The organism is Enterovibrio sp. FF113 (genome assembly GCF_041439165.1).
In the GTDB taxonomy this organism is placed as follows: Bacteria; Pseudomonadota; Gammaproteobacteria; order Enterobacterales; family Vibrionaceae; genus Enterovibrio; species Enterovibrio norvegicus_A.
The window spans coordinates 79,212-98,560 of the sequence record NZ_JBGONO010000018.1 but is presented as its reverse complement, the minus strand read 5'-3'; the positions used below and the strand labels follow the sequence as shown (position 1 = coordinate 98,560).

Here is a 19,349-nt window from a genome sequence, read left to right as displayed (position 1 = left end):
TCCTGCTCTAACCTTCCCTCGCTTAATACTGGGCTATTTCCCTAGCCCAGAAAGCTGAATGATTTCGCCTTGTTCGTGAAACGTTTCTGTCACATTCTCCTCAAAACTCTTCGAGTCGAGATAGTTCACCTGCATAGCGAGTTTTTCGATAATCGCCATGAAACCCTCGGTTTCTGTCGCAACTTTTATTGCACTGGCAAGTCGCTCTACCACTTCATCAGGGATCCCTTTTGGACCCGCAATACCCAAAATAGAAGGCGCAGAGATCTCGTACCCTGCATCAATCAAGGTTGGTACATTTGGGAACTCAGCCATTCGCTTGTCGGTAATAATTGAAAGAAGTTTAAATTCGCCAGAGCGGACTTGGGGCAACCACTCCGTTGCTCCAGCCATCAAATCGACGTGCCCACCCAACAGCGCAGTAACACTTGCAGCACCGCCTTTAAATGGGATCGCCTTCCATTTCAACGACTCTTGTTGCGCGAGACGTTCCATAGCAAGGTGTTGTGGAGTGCCGGCACCAGCAATTGCGTAACTCACTTCACCCGGATGTTGCTTCACATATTCGACAAGCTCTTGAATAGAAGAGTAAGGCGCATCCTTGGGCGCCACTATTCCAAGGTTCCATTGGGCAATTTGAGAGATAAAAGAAAAGTCGTTTAAAGGATCGTACGGCAGATTTTGCATATGGGGCGATAGTACTGCCGCGCCTGTGGTGAGTGTGAAAATAGAATATCCATCGGGGCGTTGTGCTTTCGACAACGCCGCAGCGACAGATCCGCCACCTCCCGGTTTATTAATGACGGTCACTTTCTCACCAAGGCTTTTCTCAAGTTCAGTGGATAGCACTCGTGACACGGTGTCCGTTGTTCCACCCGCCCCATAACCAACCGTTAATTTAATTGTCTTCGTTGGCCATTCAGCGGCTTGAGTGAAATTGGCGACAAAAGAAAGCGCAGCAAAAAGAGTAGCGAATAGATACTTCATGATATTTACCTCCATATAAATATTGCATTACAATACTTTGTTGTGCATTGTGTTACTCTGTTAACAACCATATAACGATCAGGTTACGATCGCAAATCAGATCTTGCTTTCTAATGTCTTATTTCTGAGGATTTAGAGGATGGAAAATCGCTTATTTGTTGGCTCAGTTAAGAAAGCCTTTGAAATTATTGAAGCTTTTGATGTGACGACGCAAAGCATGAGTTTGACCGAACTAGTTCAGGTCACAGGGATGGGGAAAAGCGCAGTACAACGCTATGTTTATACTCTTGAGGAACTGGGATACCTGACCAAGAGTCCAACCTCAAAGCGATATGAGCTCTCCTTAAAAATGCTCCTCCCGGCAAGTAGTTACCTCAGTCAAAATAATCTGGTGAGTGCTATAAACCCCCATATTATCAATCTGCGTCAGAACTTGGATGCACGCGTGGGCGTCAGCGTTTATCACCAAGAAAGAGTAGTGTATCTCATTCCACTACAAAGCATCACAGAAGCCTACCCAAACGATTATCCAGGCTTTACGGTGCCCATTTTCTGTACAAGTTCGGGGAGAATATTCCTGTCCACTTTTGATGATAATAAGGTCGAGTCAATTTTGGAGAAGGAAACCAAAAAGTCATTCACACCGTTGACAATGACAAATGAGGTAGACATCAAGAATGAAGTGCATAAGTTCAAGCAAAATGGATACTGCATAACGAATCAAGAGATAAGCCATGGAAAGATAAATATTTCCGTACCAATTTTGGATTACGACAAGGAAATAATAGCCTGTATTGTCGCAGTATTTAAAACGAGCGAATGGGATGAAAGTCGATTAATAAAGGAGGTGTTTCCTAAGATTCAAGAAGTTGCTTCATTTATCAGGGTTCCTTCCCGATAAAGGTGCAAGCATTTAGTTTCTAGCAATCGTTCCAAGGAAAAAAAAGCCAAAGTAATGGATATGCAGAAGGGCTATTAGCGGGGTTGCTGGACTTTGAAGCATTCTCCAGTGGAATGAAATCACCTGCAACCTAAAGAGGCACAGGCAATTTTCACGTTGTATCGTTTATACAGTTCTTAGCTAGTCAATTTCTTCAAAGGGGATATATCAACCACATATTTAAATATCTGTGTCTTCGGAAATTTTGAGCGCATCTTCGATCTCGACGCCAAGATAGCGTATGGGGTTATCAAGTTTTACATGCCCTAAAAGTAGTTGTACCGCCTTGATATTTTTTGTTCTCGGATAGATCAGCGTTGCCTTAGTCCTTCGCATGGAGTGGGTTCCATACTGAGCAGCGTCAAGTCCAAGGGGCGTTGCCCACTTTTTTACGATGTGGGCGTAGTAGGAGTAACTCATTGGCGCCCCAGTTTTTCTGGGACTGGGAAAGATAAAGTCCTGCGGCGAAAGTTGACTGACAAACAACCACTGGCTAAGTGCGTGTTGAGTTTTTGCTGTTATCTCAAACTGAACATCCCGTTGCGTTTTGCTTTGCGTGAACAGAATTCTGGGATGAATGATGCCTAACGACGAAATGTCGCAAACCCTCATTCTAAGTAAGTCACAAGACCGGAGTTTACAGTCAATCGCGAGATCTAAAAGCGCCAGTTCCATCTGATTGCCCTCTATCTCAAGGCGCGTGCGGATCCGCCAGATATCTTCGAGTTTAAATGGCTTCTTTTGTCCTAAGTGTCTTCTCTGTTTATTAATAGTCACCATGCTCCACCTCCATCGGTTGTTTGAGTGACTAAATAATTTTAGAAATGACAGTTTTGGATAATATTTCCTAATGCGAACGGGGCGTCAGAACTTTGCTTGGGGCAAATACTCTAAGAAGGAATGGGGCATAAACGGTTTAGAGTGATCACCATAAACCGCATTGGGACAAAAGCGAGCTAGCACAAAGGGTATCTGCGCAGCTCGCTTTAGAGTGGACTTGGTTATTTATCTAGTTTCGCAGAGGCTTTTTTTCCAACAAAGTAACCCGCACAGAAGACCGCAACAAAGACGACGGCGCCCAACGCGTAAGCCAGTGCTTCTGGCGCACCTAGCCCAAATGCGAACGCAAAACTGATACCAAGGAATGCTTCTTTTAGCCATTCTGTCGCTGGCGCGTTAGTACTCATGCCTATCATGGCGACAAAGATAAAAAGGGCTATCAAGCCGACTTTCAAGCCGACGAGGGTGGAACGTTGCATAAATGGCTCCCGCTAAAATAACGGGGCCATTATACGATATATTTCACCGCTATAGGCACTGCGCCAGTTGACCTTTTTTGGTGGCTGCAAGCACACATCCGCGCTCGCTGTCAGACGCTGACTTGCACTGACCCATTAATTCTCCCGCTGATGGTGCCATCGCGCCAAGCACTTTTTGCGCATGGCTAACGACTTTGCCGCATTCGCTTTCTGGGACAGGGTCATGGCCTGAACATGCATTCAGACCAAATGCGAGTAGGGCGATAAATGTAGATTTTGCGGCAAGCTTGCTCAATGACATGTGTCCTTCCTTTAATCAGTATGATTTCAAATTAAGGGTAGGAGAGGAGTCTCATAAATGCGAAAGCGTGTGTGCGATAGTTAAAAAAAACGGGTGCGATTCGCACCCGTTATCTTGGTTGTTATTGGAGATTGGCAAAGATTAATCGCCAATAAACCCACCCGTTTGATGTCGCCAAAGCTGTGCGTAAATCCCGCCGCTGGCAATCAATTCTTGGTGCGTCCCTTCTTCGGCAATTTCACCGTTATCGAGCACGATGAGTCGGTCCATCGCTGCAATCGTCGACAAACGGTGAGCAATCGCAATCACGGTTTTGCCTTGCATTAGTTCGTAGAGGCTTTCTTGAATCGCGGCTTCAACTTCGGAATCCAATGCGGAAGTGGCTTCGTCCAAAATCAAAATAGGCGCGTCTTTTAACAATACACGAGAAATCGCCACGCGTTGACGTTGACCGCCCGACAGTTTCACACCGCGCTCGCCAACTTGAGAGTCATAGCCATGGTTACCGTGTGTGTCGCTAAGCTGTTTGATGAAATCATGCGCTTGCGCTTTTTTACTCGCATCCAACATGGCTTCTTCACTTGCATCGGGGTTGCCGTACAAGATGTTGTCTCTAATCGAGCGATGCAGCAGCGAGGTGTCTTGTGTCACCATGCCAATGTTCGCGCGTAATGAATCTTGTGTGACCGCGGAGATAGTCTGACCGTCGATTTTGATTTTACCGCCTTCGACATCATGAAAACGCATCAGCAGGTTCACCATGGTTGACTTGCCCGCACCAGAGCGCCCGACCAGACCGACTTTTTCACCCGGCTTGATGGTGAGGTTCAGCTTCTCTATCACGCCTTTGCCTTCACCATAGTGGAAGCTGACATCACTGAATGAAATCTCACCGTTCGGCACTGTCAGTACGGGTGCATTTGGTGCATCAGTAACTTCTACAGGCTTCGCCAATGTGGCCATGCCATCAACCACTGTCCCTATGTTCTCGAACAGCGCGCCGATCTCCCACATGATCCACTTGGACATGCCATTGATTCGCAGCGCAAGACTGACAGCGATAGCGATGGCACCTATGGAGATGGCTGAATCAAGCCATAGCCATATTGAAATCGCACTGATGGCGAAAACCAAGGCATAGTTAATGATTTCAACGGCGATATTGAAGCCTGTCGCTAAGCGCATTTGGCGATGAACGGTATCAAGGAAGGTATCCATGCCTTCTTCTGCGTACGCGGTTTCTCTGTCTGTGTGTGAGAAGAGTTTCACGGTGGCAATGTTGGTGTAGCTGTCAACAATGCGTCCGGTCATGAGCGAGCGCGCGTCGGCCTGTTCTGTCGAAACGGCTTTCAATCGTGGCACGAAGTACATCTGAATACAGATATACGCCATGAGCCAGATGATAAGCGGGATCATCAAGCGAATGTCTGCTTGCCCCACCATGACGAGCATGGTGGTGAAATACACCGCGATATAAACCGCGACATCCAGTAATTTCATCACGGTTTCACGTATCGACAAGGCGGTTTGCATCACTTTAGTGGCAATGCGTCCTGCGAAGTCATTTTGGTAAAACCCGATACTCTGTTTAAGTAAATAGCGGTGTGCCAGCCAGCGGATAGACATGGGGTAATTGCCAAGCAACGACTGGTGTAAAACAAGGGAGTGTAAGGAGACCAGCAGGGGCATAACAATAAGGACCAATACACCCATCCAGATCAGCGTATTGCCTTCGTGTGCGAGAAACGTCGCTTTGTCTTGGTGGGTCAGCCAGTCAACCAGTTTGCCCATGAAACCAAATAGAGAGACTTCTGCAATCGCGATTAGCGCGGTCAGAAACGACATTGCGACCAATGGCCTTTCAAAGCCCTTGGTGTAGTGACGGCAAAAGGCGAGCAAAGTATTGGGTGGCTGCTCGGGTTGTTCAGGGGGAAATGCCCTAGTGACACGCTCAAAGAGTTTGTAAATCATGAAACCTTCGGAATACAGAGTAATGATCGGCGATAGGAAGTTATCGGCAGAAGTTGACCACATGATACGACTCTGCGGGGAAGAATAGCACTCTATTTGTATGAAAAATCATTCAGTTTTAGATTCAATTTCCTTAAGTGGACGTCATCTCTCTGTTGTCAGGTTTTTTTATAGCCTTGTAAAGAATGTATGACTTCTTTCACGTATGCAGTGCAGTGGAGGGCACATCAACTAGAGTTAACTCAAATTTAGACGGTTGAGATACTTACAGCCTGTCATGAGGAGGCGATGGATGTTTTCTTTTGCTCAGAAAGAACCCACTGCGATGAGGCCTGATGTGGGGTTCTCCCTCGCATCTCGCTTGAACCAACGAGTGTCCATTGGGGGGAAATCTAAACAGTGTGCCTGCAATACACCTGCGCATGAGGACAAAACGGATCATCCGCTATCGATTAAGAACGCAGACGCGGCAGAGCCAATAAAGATTCAAATGATGAGCAAAGACAGCCTTAGTTCTGATGGTGCAGAACGTGAAGCTGATGATGTTGCCAATCAAGTGATGAATAAACCTGCCTCAAGTCCCTCAGGAAATTCTTGCAGTGCCTGTCAAAAAAGAGGAAGTGCGACGCCGTCATCGTTGGGAAAAGCACTGCCTCTATCTAGGCCTTCTATACCTTCACATTTGCAAAGCAGAGTGCCTGGTGCTGGCGAACCACTTTCTGTTCATGTTCGACAGGATATGGAACAGCGTTTCGGTTATGACTTCAGCAATGTGCGTGTTCATAACGATGCGAAAGCCGCAGACTCGGCGTCTAGTTTGCGTGCTCGTGCTTATACCCTCGGGAATAACATCATCTTCAATCGAGGACAATATCAGCCTCATTCTGTGTCGGGTCAAAAGGTGCTCGCACACGAATTAACGCATGTGTTACAGCAGTCCAAAGCGGGACGTTCTGCTACGCAGTTCTTAAGTGAAGCGGATTGCGCGAACGAGTGTTCAAAAAAAGACGGGAATACGACTGAAACAGGCAAGTTTTCCATCACCGTCTTTGCTGATAAAGAAGGGCCATTTTTGTTGTTACCGGCAACGCATAAAGTCGGGCATTCATGGATACGCTTGCAAGATGACAAAGGCAATTTATGGACGTACGGCTTTTGGCCTAAGGAAGGTTTCGATGCTGACGATACCCGCGCTGACGTTGATGGCTGTGTTCACCACCCTGATAAAACCCAACACAACAAAAACAACCCGACGAGACAGACGTTTGAACTTACCGCGGAGCAGTTTAATGCGGCGTATAAGTTTGCAGTGAAAACGTGTAATGACCGCCCTAAATACAACCTGTTTGGGTTGCAATGCACTGAATTCGTGAAGCAGGCTCTGGCGGCAGCGGGTCAAGGGAGTGCGGGTGGTTTTGGTTTGATATGGGAAAGTCCGAATGCACTCGCGTCGTGGATGAAAACCAACGCATTAGTCCTTGGGATTAACACGACAGGTGCGACCTCTGCGGCTGATCAAGCAGGACAGGGAGCTGTCGGGTTAGATTTAAAATACCGTCATCAGTTTTATTCGTTACTTGGCACTAAGCTGCGTTTATATGGCATGGGGCGAGCAGAGATAAGCAGCCCAGTCAAAGCGGGATCTGTGGGGTTTGGTCTGGAGCTAAACACTCAAAAAGTCTGGTTGCCTGAGTTGTATCTCGAAACAGGCGCGACTATCGGCGATCTCAATCCAACCGCAGGGCAAGATAAATTTGGCGCCGGCGTGATGGGCAGTGCGGGACTGCGCTTTAGTATCGATGAGTTAGCGTTTGTTGGGGTGGAATACAATCTGGTCAAAGATCTGGTGAATAACGATCCAGAACTGCATCGTTTGATGTTTAGCGTGGGAATCAGGCTGTTCTAAAAAAGCCGGCTGATTTCAGCCGGCTCTGGTTAGATTAAAACGTTATCTGGTGCTATTGGCGTTAGCCACACACTTTAGACCAGCTACCGTCGCTTCCTGGTACGGACGCTGTCCACCAGTTGGCTTGATAGACTTTGCCGTCATTAACGACCTTGTCGCCCGTGTTAGCATGGCTTGGATTACCCTGCCAGTCAGTTTGTGGTAAGTCTGGGTAAACACTCAGACCCGTCGTATCACAAGTGCCTGGGTCTGGGTTGCCTGGATCTGTTGGACCGGTAGAACCGGACAGGTCAGCCAAAGGCAAATCACTGTACTCAAACGCGAACGCGTAATCGACACCGTTGATGTTAACGGTGTAGTTAGCGGGACCAGAGATTGGCAGGTAGTAAACCATATCCAATTCATAGCTATCACCTGCTGGCAGTGCTTTCCATGCTGGTAGCGAGAACGCAGCGCGGTGCATGTTACCCTCAAGGCCACCAATGTTGTTAGACTTGGTGTGACCTGAAACAATCACTTTCAGACCGCCACCAGACTGATCTTTTGCGTTGTCCGGCGAAGAGGTTGGAATGTCGAATTGGAATTCCGTTCCGCCCGGCAAATCAGTGCCAGTGTTGTTGGTGAAGGTGATCTTAGGGTTGATTGGGTAGTTCTGATCGCCCACTTTGAAACCACCGATTGAAACAGTGATATCCACAGCTTCCAATGGCATTGGGTTATCAGACAGCTTGTTTCCATATGGCGTGGCCGCCGCGAACTTGTTGTAGATCGCTTTGGTCATGGTGTTACCCATGTGGAATTCACCGTTGCCCGTCTTACATGCATTTTCTGTGTCATCGACGTTCGTTGTACGGTTACCGTTTGCGTCGAACAGGTAGCAGTTATAGTCACCTGCTAATTCCCAGAACATTACGCCGCCGATACCTTTGTCGATGATGTAGTCAGATTTCACGCCGACAGACGCTTCATCTTCGGTAGACAGGAAGACTTTCTTCTCTGCGTTCCACAACCAAGGTGCAACTGCAACGCTGTCGTAGTTACGCTCGTAGGTGCCTGTCAATACGTCCTGTGGGTCGTTCGCTGGGTCAAGCTTATATGCCGTCGCGTACGAACCAAAGATACCGTTTTCAAGGTTCTTTGCGTGCCACATTGGGTTGGAGCCTGCACCCATTTCGTTGCCTTTAGGATCGGTATCGTGCCACATGTTGTCGATACCTACAGCGCCGTTACCACAATTGTTCTTCTCGCCTTCACCGGTACCCGCTAAACACTCAGCTTGGTTTGGAAGGGCGGCTTTGCCCCACAGACCATTCTCGCCACCGGTGACATCTTGCCAACCACGGGTGTAATACGGCACACCAATGTTGATACGACCAGCAGGCATAGAACCACGGAAGTAGTGGTATGCCCAGTCGGTGTTCAGATAGCCCATGCCGCCATACTGGCTAGTGCCATAGACATTCCATGCAGCGAGTTCTGAATCTTTACCTGTATCGTACAATGCTGAGTTGTGACCAACGTGGTCATTCCACGCACCATGCAAGTCGTAAGACATGATGTTGACGTAATCGAGGTATTTAGTGACATCGAAGGTTTCCATGCCACGCAGCAAGTAACCTGATGACGGCGACGCAATGGTCAACATGTAGTGAATATTGTCGTCAACCGATGCCTGATCGAGTTTCTCACGCAGTACGCGCATCAGCTCTTGATAAGACGCCCATAGATACGCACGACGCGGCTCCATGAAGTTTTTGTCATCTGGGTTGCCCGCACCTGCCATAGAGGTTGGGTATTCGTAATCGATATCCACACCGTCAAATTTGTACTTACGGATCATTTCAACGGCTGAGGTAGCGAATTTTTCGATGCCTGCATGGTTGATAGAACCGTCAGCATTGGTGGTCATGGTGTAGAAACCGCCGTCTGCGACACGTTTACCATCGGCGCCAAAGTGACCGCCTGTTTCCGCCCAACCACCGATTGAAATCAGTGTTTTAACGTCATGTTTTTTCTTGTAAGTAGCGAGTGCACCGAAGTGGCCTTTGAAGCCCAGTGCGGGGTCAATTTCAACGCCAGGCCATTCTTTACCAACAGCGGCGTTTGTTGGGTCGTTAACATCACCAATATTCACGTTGCCGTCGGAGCCAATGCTCACGAACGCATAGTTGATATGGGTGAGTTGTTCCCATGGAATATCGTTAACCAGGTAAGAGGCTTGCGGGTCATCACCCGAACGCCAGCTTGTGAAGTAACCAATGATTCGACGAGGGTGGTCGACACCCATATCTTCACGGCCATCTGCGTCATAAATCGTACAGTAAGGAACGTTTAGTCCCGCTGTTTGATAGAGACCTTCAGGGCGACAGTTTGAAACGGTTGGCGTGCCAGTAACGCTGACGCTAATTAGAGCAGAATCGGTTGATGCGCCTTTGTCATCTGTCGCTTTTGCATAGACAGAAACTGAACCGGCTTTGTCTGTCATCCAATCAAACGTGTACGGTGCCGTATCAGCCGAACCTTTCAATTGGCCGGCGACGTAGAAATCAACTTTCGCGATTGTGCCATCTGCATCGGCGGCATCCGCAGTGAGTGTGACGACGGCACCTTGGTCAACGGCTGTTGCTGACGTTGCAACTGAAACAGTTGGTGCTTCATTGCCAGGATCAACAGTGCCTGCGTCGACAGTCACGCTGAGCGTTGTTGATTCAGTGATGGCACCTTTATCATCGGTTGCTTTAACCGTGATCGTGTGGGCACCTTCAGCGGCAGTCCAGTTTACAGAGTAGGGAGAAGAAGTGTCTGAACCGACTGACGCGCCATCAACGAAGAATTCGACTTTAGTAACAGAGCCATCAGTATCTGCTGCGGCAGCACTTAGCGCGACCACGTCACCGCTAGTGATCTTATCGGTTGCAGTCGGAGAAACCAGCGATGTGGTAGGTGCTTGGTTTTCTGGTGGAGTCACTGAACCGCCAGTATCGCACTGATCAATTTCTTTCCATTCTTTGTAAGAGCCAGATGAGGTTATGGGGTCGTTACCCATTGTCCACCAGTTGGCCGTGTAGACTTTGTTATCTTGCTGAACAGTAGAGCCACCGCCATAAGCAACGTCGCCTTTCCATTCTTGAATTGTTGAGCAATCAGTTGCTGCTTGCGCGTTGAAAGCAAACATACACGCGACGGCGACTGCCGACAGCGTGAAGCCTTTGCTCTTGCGTGTCACATCCATTGGAATTACCTCGAAAAAATTAACTAGCTATTGATCTATTTGTAATTAACGCAACTTAAATTGCGTACTAAATAAAGTAGTGGAGTTGCAGTTTTGAGACACGGCTGTTTTCGTCAGAGTTAGATCTCTAGTCAGTATCTGTGATGAAAAGCTTTTCTCTCTTGGTAGTGACTCACAATTTTAACTGACACATATTCAGTGAATTCATGAAATCTGTGCAGTGAATGTTTGGCGGGAAATACCGTATGCTAGACCAATGTCTAATGAGAATTGTCGACAGTTTGGGTTGAAAAATGCACAATTTGCGGTTAATAATTAACCCATAGAGAAATGTTGTCGACAATGTGTGGTGTTATGCGAGCAACTTATTAAACCCATTGTCGACACCAAAGGAATTGCACAATGAAGGATGTCACCAAATCAGAAGGGATGACGGAATGGCTAATTGAAGCCATTGTCAGCGGAAAATTTGCGTCGGGAAGCAAGATTTCGGAACCAGAATTATCTCGTGAGCTTGGCGTGAGTCGTGGGCCTTTACGAGAAGCCATGATGCGTTTGGAAGCCATGGGCTTAGTCGAGCGCATTCCTCATGTTGGCGCACGAGTGGTTGCGATAAGTGCGGCACAACTTTCCGATATTTACGCGGTGCGAGAAGCATTAGAGGGCATGGCAATTCGACAAGCCTGTACCCATATCACTGCGCGTGAACTGGATGCGTTGAAACATCTTCTTCATCGCCACCAACAGCACATCGACGATGTAGATGGCGCGACCTATTTTCATCAACAGGGCGACTTTGACTTTCATTATCGAATTATTCAAGCCAGCCGAAACAATAAATTAATCAGTTTGTTATGCGATGAACTTTACCATTTGGTGCGCATGTATCGTACCCAATCAACGCGAACCCAATCCCGGCCAGAACGCGCATTAAATGAGCATGTTCAAATCTTAAATGCATTAGAAGAAAGGGATGCAGAACTGGCGGAAATGCTGATGCGAAGACATATCCGACGAAGCGGCGAATTGGCAGCGCAGCAACTAAATTCAGACAGGGAGAAAGCCTCATGAGCGCAGGGAAGAAGTTCCGCGATGCAGTCGTAAACGGCAGACCGTTGCAAGTGATGGGCACGATCAACGCGTATACCGCGATGTTGGCAGAACAAACCGGACACCAAGCTATTTATCTTTCTGGTGGTGGTGTCGCAAACGCCTCTTTTGGTTTGCCTGACTTAGGGATCACCACGCTTAACGACGTACTCGAAGACGCGCGTCGCATTACGGATGCATCTCGCCTTCCATTGCTGGTGGACATTGATACTGGATTCGGGGGGGCATTCAGCATTGCTCGCACGGTGCGTGAAATGGAACGAGCGGGTGTGGCGGCGGTGCATCTTGAAGATCAGGTTTCACAAAAACGCTGTGGGCATCGACCCAACAAAGCCATCGTAAGCCAAGCTGAAATGATTGACCGCGTCAAAGCGGCAGTAGATGCAAGAACGGACCCGCATTTCGTCATCATGGCGCGTACCGATGCACTGGCGGTTGAGGGGTTAGACTCTGCCTTGGAACGTGCTCAAGCTTGTGTTGAAGCCGGTGCGGACATGATTTTTCCAGAAGCCATTAATACCCTCGAACAGTACAAAATTTTCACGCAAGCGCTTAACGTCCCTGTGCTGGCAAACATTACGGAATTTGGTCAAACGCCTCTGTTCTCGGTCAGTGAATTGGACGAAGTTGGGGTTGATCTCGTGCTGTATCCGCTCTCAGCATTTCGTGCCATGAATCAGGCGGCACTTAACGTTTATCAGCAAGTGAAAGCCGATGGTCATCAACGCAATGTTGTCGACACGATGCAGACGCGTGATGAGTTGTATCACTACCTCGGTTACCACAATTACGAACAGCAGCTCGACAACCTGTTTGCTGAGAAAGAATGAGTTCGCTTTGAAATAGAAACGCTGAAACAGAAAGCTTGAAGCACAAAGATGAAACAAGATATTGAAGCAGAAAAAGCAGTAGGGAAACACATAAAAACAATGAATTAGTCAACGACAAGGAGCATACCATGACGGACAAAAACAAGCCGTTGAGCGGAGAAGGACTACGAGGTCAAAGTGCGGGCAGCACGGCTTTGTGTACGGTCGGAAAATCGGGCACGGGATTAACCTACCGAGGTTACGACATTACGGATCTTGCTAATCACGCTGAGTTTGAGGAAGTCGCGTATCTCCTGTTGAAAGGCAAGCTACCGAACGTGCAAGAATTGAAAGATTACAAGCAAACCTTGGTCCACAAAAGGGGCTTACCTTCGGCTTTGTGTAGCGTACTAGAAAGTATTCCTGCTGATGCTCACCCCATGGATGTGATGCGCACCGGTTGCTCCATGTTGGGTAACCTTGATACCGAATTGGATTTCTCAGAGCAGTCAGACAAATCCGACACCATTCTCGCGCACCTTCCCGCCATGATTTGCTATTGGTATCGCTTCTCACATGATGGCGTACGCATTGATACCGCCGCGAGCGATCAAAACAGCATTGCGGGCTATTTCCTCGACATGTTGTCTGACGACACGCCATCTGATCTGCATATCCGCGTCATGCATTGCTCGTTAGTTTTGTACGCTGAACATGAATTCAATGCGTCCACCTTTGCAGCTCGGGTGTGTGCTTCTACCTTGTCGGATATTCATTCGTGCGTGACTGCCGCCATTGGCACCTTACGTGGGCCGTTGCATGGCGGCGCGAACGAGGCAGCAATGGCGATGATTGAAAACTGGGCCACACCCGATCAAGCAGAAACCACGCTAATGGGAATGCTGGCGAACAAAGAAAAAGTGATGGGGTTTGGACACGCGATTTATCGTGAGTCCGACCCGAGAAACGCGCTGATAAAAGCATGGTCAAAACAGCTGTCTGAGTCTTCGTCTGAAGCGGCATTGTATGACGTATCGGAGCGTGTCGAGCAGGTAATGAAACGTGAAAAAGATCTGTTCCCTAACGCTGATTTCTTCCATGCCTCGGCGTATCACTTCATGGGGGTCCCCACCAAGCTATTCACGCCCATATTTGTGATGAGCCGCGTCACAGGCTGGTGCGCTCACGTCTTTGAGCAACGTGCCAACAACCGAATTATTCGACCAAGTGCGGACTACATTGGGCCAGAGCATCAAGACTGGTTGCCAATCGAAAAACGCCAATAAGTGATTAAGGAAAGGAATCTAAACATGTCAATGAATGTCGATGTAAACCAGCGTCCCGAGCCTGATGCACTGCTACAAACCATTGCCGATTATGTGTGCGATAAAGAGATCACTTCTACGGAGGCGTACAACACCGCGCGCAATTGCCTGATCGATACCCTTGGGTGCGGGTTGTTGGCGTTACGCTTTCCAGAGTGCACTAAGCATATGGGACCACTGGTTCCGGGCACAACAGTAAGAAACGGTGCGCGCGTGCCGGGCACTTCCCATGAACTCGATCCGATCACAGCTGCATTTAACATCGGCTGCATGATTCGCTGGCTGGATTTTAACGATACTTGGCTCGCCGCCGAGTGGGGACACCCATCAGATAACCTGGGCGGCATTCTTGCCACTGCAGATTATCTTAGCCGTATTGCTGTGTCAGAAGGTAAACCTGCTTTGACCATGCACGACGTGCTAACGGCGATGATTAAAGCCCATGAAATTCAAGGTGTGTTGGCACTAGAAAACAGCTACAACCGCGTTGGTCTTGATCACGTCCTTTTGGTGCGTGTTGCGTCGACAGGCGTGGTTACACGAATGTTGGGTGGTAACCGCGATCAAGTCATTGATGCATTGTCACAAGCGTGGGTGGATGGTTGTTCGCTGCGTACTTATCGTCATGCTCCGAATGCAGGCTCACGTAAATCTTGGGCAGCGGGCGATGCGACCTCGCGTGCGGTTCGATTAGCCATGATCACCATGAAAGGTGAAATGGGCTTACCGTCTGTACTGACCGCTGAGAAGTGGGGCTTTTATGATGTGCTGTTCAAAGGTGAATCATTCCGCGTGAACCAGCCTTTTGATGCCTATGTGATGGAAAATGTTCTGTTTAAGATTTCATTCCCTGCGGAATTTCATGCACAAACGGCAGTGGAATGTGCCGTGACCCTGCACCCGCAAGTGGCGAGTCGCCTCGATGAGATTGATCGTATTGAAGTGACCACGCATGAGTCTGCGATTCGTATTATCTCCAAAGTGGGCGATTTGGCGAACCCCGCCGATCGCGACCATTGCTTGCAATACATGCTTGCTGTGCCTTTGATTCACGGCGATTTAGTGGCCGAGCATTATGAAGACAGTTTTCACCGAGGCGACAGCCGAATTGATGCGCTGCGCGAGAAAATGACGATTGTTGAAGACACGCGCTACAGCGAAGAATATCTCGACCCAGAGAAACGTTCGATTGCGAATGCGGTACAGGTTTTCTTCACTGATGGGTCGTCGACCGAGAAGGTAGAAGTGGAATATCCGATTGGTCATCGTCGTCGCCGTGAAGAAGGGATCCCCGTGCTTGAGGATAAATTCAAACGTAACCTCCTCACGCGTTTTCCGGCGGCGCAAGCAAATAAGATTTATACGCTTTGTTTAGATCAAGACATCTTGATGAAGACGCCGGTAAATACCTTTATGGAGATGTTTACCATTAATTAGTGTTTCATCAACAAGCCAACATAAGGCTTGAGAAACAGCAGTTACTTGGCAGTAAGCAACGACATCCGCTTGCTGCCAAGCTTTTTTACCTGACTGAGTGCCATTGGCGACTCAAACCTGCAGGTAGAGAAGCAAAACCTCAGCAAGAGGCAAGGAGCATGACAATGTCAGCCTATCAAAACGCCTATCAGCAATCCGTCGCCAGTCCAGATATTTTCTGGTTGCAACAAGCAAAGAATATTCAGTGGTTTACACCACCAACTGTCGCACTAGAAAATGATGCCAACGGCATTGAACGTTGGTTTCCCGATGGTGAGCTTAATACATCGTATCTCGCGCTCGATTATCACGTCGAGAACGGACGCGGCGATCAGACGGCGTTGATCTATGACTCGCCAGTCACCGGTAAAAAAGCGCAATACAGCTATGCAGTGCTTCGTGATCAAGTGGCCAAGTGTGCGGGTATGTTGGCAGCCCTTGGTGTGACCAAAGGGGATCGTGTTGTTATCTACATGCCCATGATCCCGCAAGCCGCCATTTCAATGCTTGCCTGTGCGCGACTAGGTGCTATTCATTCGGTGGTATTTGGCGGCTTTGCTCCGAATGAGCTGGCCGTTAGGCTAGAAGATGCGGAACCCAAAGTGTTGCTGACTGCATCGTGTGGCATCGAAGTGTGCAAAGTGATCCCTTACAAGCCGATGGTCGACCAAGCCGTAATGGACAGTCGTTGGAAGCCCGACAAAGTGGTGGTTTATCAACGGTCCGAACAACCTGCTGCACTAGACCATGAGCGTGATGCAGATTGGGCGACTTTATTTGAACGCGCCTCGCCGCATGACTGCGTTCCTGTTAATTCAACCGATCCTTTATACATTCTCTATACATCGGGAACTACCGGAAAGCCAAAGGGTGTGGTTCGAGACAATGGCGGTCATGCTGTCGCCATGAAATACAGCATGTCGACCGTATATAACATGGAACCGGGAGAAGTGTTTTGGGCGGCTTCTGATGTCGGTTGGGTGGTGGGGCATTCCTACATTGTTTACGCGCCGCTGATTCATGGTTGCACCAGCATTATGTTTGAAGGAAAGCCCGTGCGAACGCCAGATCCTGCGGCGTTTTGGCGTGTTTGTGATGAATACAATGTCTCGGTATTGTTTTCTGCACCCACGGCGTTTCGCGCAATCAAAAAAGAAGATCCAGACGGTAAGCTGATTGGTGACTATCCGATGGCATCGCTTCGCACGATTTTCATGGCGGGTGAGCGTTTAGACCCGCCCACGTTGGAATGGGTGGAGCTTCACACTGGACGTCCGGTTATTGATCATTGGTGGCAAACAGAAACGGGCTGGGCGATTTCCTGCAACCCCATTGGTTTGGAAAGCTTCATGACGAAACCTGGGTCATCAACCCAACCAACGCCTGGGTTCAATGTGCAAATTTTGAATGAGCTAGGCCAGCCTGCCGAAACAAATCAACAAGGATTTATTGCCATCAAACGACCATTGCCACCGAGTTGTCTGTCGACGGTATGGCGGAATCATGACCGATTTGAATCAGGCTATTTACAACAGTTTCCCGGTTACTACGTGTCTGGGGATGGCGGTTATGTGGACGAAGACGGCTATTTGTTTGTCATGGGGCGCATTGACGACGTGATTAATGTGTCAGGCCATCGTTTATCTACGGGAGAAATGGAAGAAGTCGTGGGTGCGCATGAAGCCGTTGCTGAGTGCGCTGTTGTGGGTGTTTATGACGAAATCAAAGGGCAACTGCCACTTGGCTTGGTGGTACTCAAAGACGGGTATTACTCGCATGACGGCGATATTGAAAAAGCATTGGTAGCCAAAGTGCGCAGTGAAATTGGCCCTGTTGCTTGTTTTCAACGTGCGATTGTCGTCGACCGATTGCCAAAAACACGCTCTGGAAAAATTCTGCGTCGTATTATCCGTCAGATTGCGGACGGTGAAAGTTATTCGGTGCCTTCAACCATTGATGATCCCGCAAGCCTTGATGATATTTGCCACGTTTTATCCGGACATTAACGCATTAACTGAAAGATTAAGTTAGCGCGGATTGGGGATAGGCAGAAGAAACAAGCAGGCCACCTAACTCGGTGGCCTGTTCTCAATGTTATTGGGTGTTCACGTAGGCTTTAAAGCGTGCTTTTGCTTCTGGGCTCGCTTTCTCGAACCAGTAGTGCAGCTGATAATCTATTTCGTCTATTGATTTGCTACCCACCACGACATGAGAGGTGCGTGACACCGTCGTCGATGGCGCTGCAGTCAGTTGCAATGAAGCTGGTGCATCGGTTTGATTGAAGCGTGAAAGCTCGGCCAAATAGTCACGACTTAACTGAAAGCCGCTTTTCATAAGTTTATTTTGTTCAAACGCAATGGATGAATGTGTTTCATCAACGAGCTTAAAATTTGGGTTTTCGTTAAATGCGCGAGCCTGACGTTTGTTCTTGTGCTTTGGAAAAGCAAAGTAAACATCTTTGTCATTGGCATCAAATGTCACAACCAGTACATCAGATTTGATGAAAGAGATGTCTTTACCTTCTTCGAAGCTTTCAACATAGCGAAACGCGACTTGTTGTGTCCCGTTTTCCAGTATTATCGGCTCTTGTTTTCCAAACATAGAAGACTTGTGCGATTGGCCGTTGTAAGTCAAAAGTTCAACATTGTTGTTAGCGTGAAGTGTCACTTCCGCAGCCACTGACAATGGCAGCATCGCTGCAAGTACAGACGCGAGAAACAGGTTTCTTCTCATTGTGATCCCTTAAATCTAAAAATGGGTCCACACAAAAGTGGTGGGCCAAATAGTGGTTATTTTACGTGACAGGCGAAACCTTTCAGATAGAAGCCTTCTGGGTAAGCACTATCGAGAGGGTGATCTGCGGCTTGTTCAAAACGTTCAATAAATTGAACCTGACGTTGAGCATCAAGCGCTGCGTCAGCAAGAATTTTTTGGAACAGCGCGTTGTCCATCAAACCTGAGCAAGAATAGGTAAGCAGCGTGCCACCCGGTTTCAGGATTTGCATCGCCACCATGTTGATGTCTTTGTAACCACGACATGCACCATTTAGCTGAGATTTTGACTCTGCAAACTTAGGTGGGTCCATGATAACAACGTCAAAGCGCTCACCACGGTCACGGTATTCGCGTAGCAATTTAAACACGTCTGCATTCACAAACTGCGCTTTTGACAGGTCATAGCCGTTTATTTCAGCATTGGCTTTCGCAATGTCTAGCGCAGGCTGAGACACGTCAACATTGATAACTTCTGACGCGCCGCCTTTTAGGGCATACAGGCCAAAGCCTCCGGTGTAACAGAAGCAGTTCAGCACGCGTTTACCGTTGATGTATTTCACGGAAGCTTCGCGGCTATCACGTTGGTCAAGGTAGAAGCCTGTTTTGTGTCCACCAACGATATCAACACTGATCTTCACGCCGTTTTCTTCAATCACCAAAGAAGCAGGTGGCATGTCGCCATGCAGCACGCCTGTGCGCTCTTTCAAGCCTTCTTTCTTACGCACTGATACGTCTGAACGTTCGTAGATGCTGCACTCAGGGTGAAGTGCGACGAGTGCATCAACGAGATTTTGCTTTTGTGCTTCAGCGCCTGCGCTGAGTAACTGGCAAACCATGAAGTCTTGATAGCGGTCAATGGTGATGCCTGGGAGGCCATCAGATTCAGCCGCAATCAAACGGTAGCCCGTTAGGCCATCTCGAACGGCGAGTGTGTCACGTAGGCCTTGTGCTTCTTGAAGACGTTTTTTGAAGAATTCGACGTCGATTTCTTCTTGCTCAAACGACCAGACTCGCACGCGGATCTGAGAATTAGGAGAAAATGCGCCACGCGCTAGCCATTGGCCTTGATGATCATAAACATCCACTGTTTGACCGAGAGCGGGTTTGCCCTCTACACGCTGAATACCACGTGAGAAAATCCATGGGTGGCGACGGCGTAGTGACTTTTCACGGCCTTTAACCAGATAAACAGACGGATTCATTGGTTTTTCCTAAATTCAGATGTCTGACTCACTGCAACAGCATACAGCGGCCTATA

General features: G+C 48.3%; 15 protein-coding genes. 7 read left to right on the top strand and 8 right to left on the bottom strand.

Annotated features, from left to right (window positions below; translation table 11 throughout):
• Window positions 1-33: 33 nt before the first annotated feature.
• The gene (locus tag ACED36_RS15280; RefSeq protein WP_016958130.1) at window positions 34-987 is read right to left on the bottom strand and encodes a tripartite tricarboxylate transporter substrate binding protein; all 954 of its coding nucleotides are present in this window, start codon (window positions 985-987) and stop codon (window positions 34-36) included.
• A 139-nt stretch (window positions 988-1,126) separates the two neighbouring features.
• On the opposite strand from ACED36_RS15280, the gene ACED36_RS15275 reads away from it, so the two are divergent.
• Window positions 1,127-1,888, top strand: coding sequence for an IclR family transcriptional regulator (locus tag ACED36_RS15275; RefSeq protein WP_016958129.1), 762 nt, complete (start codon window positions 1,127-1,129; stop codon window positions 1,886-1,888).
• Window positions 1,889-2,107: 219 nt separating this feature from the next.
• Here ACED36_RS15275 and ACED36_RS15270 read toward each other — a convergent pair whose 3' ends face one another.
• The 4 genes from ACED36_RS15270 to ACED36_RS15255 form a co-directional block, all read right to left on the bottom strand.
• Window positions 2,108-2,707, bottom strand: coding sequence for a tyrosine-type recombinase/integrase (locus ACED36_RS15270; protein WP_016958128.1), 600 nt, complete (start codon window positions 2,705-2,707; stop codon window positions 2,108-2,110).
• Window positions 2,708-2,928: 221 nt separating this feature from the next.
• On the bottom strand, window positions 2,929-3,186 hold the full coding sequence (locus tag ACED36_RS15265; RefSeq protein ID WP_016958127.1) for a hypothetical protein: 258 nt from the start codon (window positions 3,184-3,186) through the stop codon (window positions 2,929-2,931).
• 49 nt (window positions 3,187-3,235) lie between these two features.
• The gene (locus ACED36_RS15260) at window positions 3,236-3,487 is read right to left on the bottom strand and encodes a hypothetical protein (RefSeq protein WP_016958126.1); all 252 of its coding nucleotides are present in this window, start codon (window positions 3,485-3,487) and stop codon (window positions 3,236-3,238) included.
• Between the two features lie 141 nt (window positions 3,488-3,628).
• Window positions 3,629-5,455: an ABC transporter ATP-binding protein gene (locus ACED36_RS15255; protein ID WP_026023816.1), complete on the bottom strand. Its 1,827-nt coding sequence runs from the start codon at window positions 5,453-5,455 to the stop codon at window positions 3,629-3,631.
• A 295-nt stretch (window positions 5,456-5,750) separates the two neighbouring features.
• Between ACED36_RS15255 and ACED36_RS15250 the strand changes: the two genes are divergently transcribed.
• Complete coding sequence (locus tag ACED36_RS15250) at window positions 5,751-7,364, top strand: DUF4157 domain-containing protein (protein WP_016958124.1); 1,614 nt, start codon at window positions 5,751-5,753, stop codon at window positions 7,362-7,364.
• Window positions 7,365-7,425: 61 nt separating this feature from the next.
• Here the strand turns inward: ACED36_RS15250 and ACED36_RS15245 are convergent, their stop codons facing one another.
• Window positions 7,426-10,596, bottom strand: a complete 3,171-nt coding sequence (locus ACED36_RS15245) for a chitinase C-terminal domain-containing protein (protein ID WP_016958123.1) — start codon at window positions 10,594-10,596, stop codon at window positions 7,426-7,428.
• A 402-nt stretch (window positions 10,597-10,998) separates the two neighbouring features.
• Between ACED36_RS15245 and ACED36_RS15240 the strand changes: the two genes are divergently transcribed.
• The 5 genes from ACED36_RS15240 to ACED36_RS15220 all read left to right on the top strand — a co-directional run bounded on the left by ACED36_RS15240 (window position 10,999) and on the right by ACED36_RS15220 (window position 17,322).
• Window positions 10,999-11,667 (top strand): GntR family transcriptional regulator, encoded by a 669-nt coding sequence (locus ACED36_RS15240; protein WP_016958122.1) that lies wholly within the window; start codon window positions 10,999-11,001, stop codon window positions 11,665-11,667.
• Window positions 11,664-12,536, top strand: coding sequence for a methylisocitrate lyase (prpB, locus tag ACED36_RS15235; protein WP_016958121.1), 873 nt, complete (start codon window positions 11,664-11,666; stop codon window positions 12,534-12,536). The genes ACED36_RS15240 and prpB overlap by 4 nt, the downstream gene beginning before the upstream one ends.
• 128 nt (window positions 12,537-12,664) lie before the next feature.
• Window positions 12,665-13,801 carry a 2-methylcitrate synthase gene (gene prpC / locus ACED36_RS15230; RefSeq protein ID WP_016958120.1) on the top strand — a complete coding sequence of 379 codons (1,137 nt, stop codon included), beginning with the start codon at window positions 12,665-12,667 and terminating at the stop codon, window positions 13,799-13,801.
• A gap of 24 nt (window positions 13,802-13,825) precedes the next feature.
• The gene (locus ACED36_RS15225) at window positions 13,826-15,277 is read left to right on the top strand and encodes a bifunctional 2-methylcitrate dehydratase/aconitate hydratase (protein ID WP_016958119.1); all 1,452 of its coding nucleotides are present in this window, start codon (window positions 13,826-13,828) and stop codon (window positions 15,275-15,277) included.
• 89 nt (window positions 15,278-15,366) lie between these two features.
• Window positions 15,367-17,322, top strand: a complete 1,956-nt coding sequence (locus ACED36_RS15220) for a propionyl-CoA synthetase (protein ID WP_277814486.1) — start codon at window positions 15,367-15,369, stop codon at window positions 17,320-17,322.
• Window positions 17,323-17,410: 88 nt separating this feature from the next.
• Here the strand turns inward: ACED36_RS15220 and ACED36_RS15215 are convergent, their stop codons facing one another.
• Both ACED36_RS15215 and ACED36_RS15210 read right to left on the bottom strand, forming a co-directional pair.
• Window positions 17,411-18,049 (bottom strand): DUF2057 family protein, encoded by a 639-nt coding sequence (locus tag ACED36_RS15215; protein ID WP_016958117.1) that lies wholly within the window; start codon window positions 18,047-18,049, stop codon window positions 17,411-17,413.
• Window positions 18,050-18,105: 56 nt separating this feature from the next.
• The gene (locus ACED36_RS15210; RefSeq protein WP_016958116.1) at window positions 18,106-19,293 is read right to left on the bottom strand and encodes a class I SAM-dependent methyltransferase; all 1,188 of its coding nucleotides are present in this window, start codon (window positions 19,291-19,293) and stop codon (window positions 18,106-18,108) included.
• Window positions 19,294-19,349: the final 56 nt, after the last annotated feature.

Excerpts from the sequence above, each read along its gene's own strand:
- ACED36_RS15280 (WP_016958130.1), bottom strand. The coding sequence starts at position 987 with ATGAAGTATCTATTCGCTACTCTTTTTGCTGCGCTTTCTTTTGTCGCC.
- ACED36_RS15275 (WP_016958129.1), top strand. The coding sequence starts at position 1,127 with ATGGAAAATCGCTTATTTGTTGGCTCAGTTAAGAAAGCCTTTGAAATT.
- ACED36_RS15270 (WP_016958128.1), bottom strand. The coding sequence starts at position 2,707 with ATGGTGACTATTAATAAACAGAGAAGACACTTAGGACAAAAGAAGCCA.
- ACED36_RS15265 (WP_016958127.1), bottom strand. The coding sequence starts at position 3,186 with ATGCAACGTTCCACCCTCGTCGGCTTGAAAGTCGGCTTGATAGCCCTT.
- ACED36_RS15260 (WP_016958126.1), bottom strand. The coding sequence starts at position 3,487 with ATGTCATTGAGCAAGCTTGCCGCAAAATCTACATTTATCGCCCTACTC.
- ACED36_RS15250 (WP_016958124.1), top strand. The coding sequence starts at position 5,751 with ATGTTTTCTTTTGCTCAGAAAGAACCCACTGCGATGAGGCCTGATGTG.
- ACED36_RS15245 (WP_016958123.1), bottom strand. The coding sequence starts at position 10,596 with ATGGATGTGACACGCAAGAGCAAAGGCTTCACGCTGTCGGCAGTCGCC.
- ACED36_RS15240 (WP_016958122.1), top strand. The coding sequence starts at position 10,999 with ATGAAGGATGTCACCAAATCAGAAGGGATGACGGAATGGCTAATTGAA.
- prpB (WP_016958121.1), top strand. The coding sequence starts at position 11,664 with ATGAGCGCAGGGAAGAAGTTCCGCGATGCAGTCGTAAACGGCAGACCG.
- prpC (WP_016958120.1), top strand. The coding sequence starts at position 12,665 with ATGACGGACAAAAACAAGCCGTTGAGCGGAGAAGGACTACGAGGTCAA.
- ACED36_RS15225 (WP_016958119.1), top strand. The coding sequence starts at position 13,826 with ATGTCAATGAATGTCGATGTAAACCAGCGTCCCGAGCCTGATGCACTG.
- ACED36_RS15215 (WP_016958117.1), bottom strand. The coding sequence starts at position 18,049 with ATGAGAAGAAACCTGTTTCTCGCGTCTGTACTTGCAGCGATGCTGCCA.
- ACED36_RS15210 (WP_016958116.1), bottom strand. The coding sequence starts at position 19,293 with ATGAATCCGTCTGTTTATCTGGTTAAAGGCCGTGAAAAGTCACTACGC.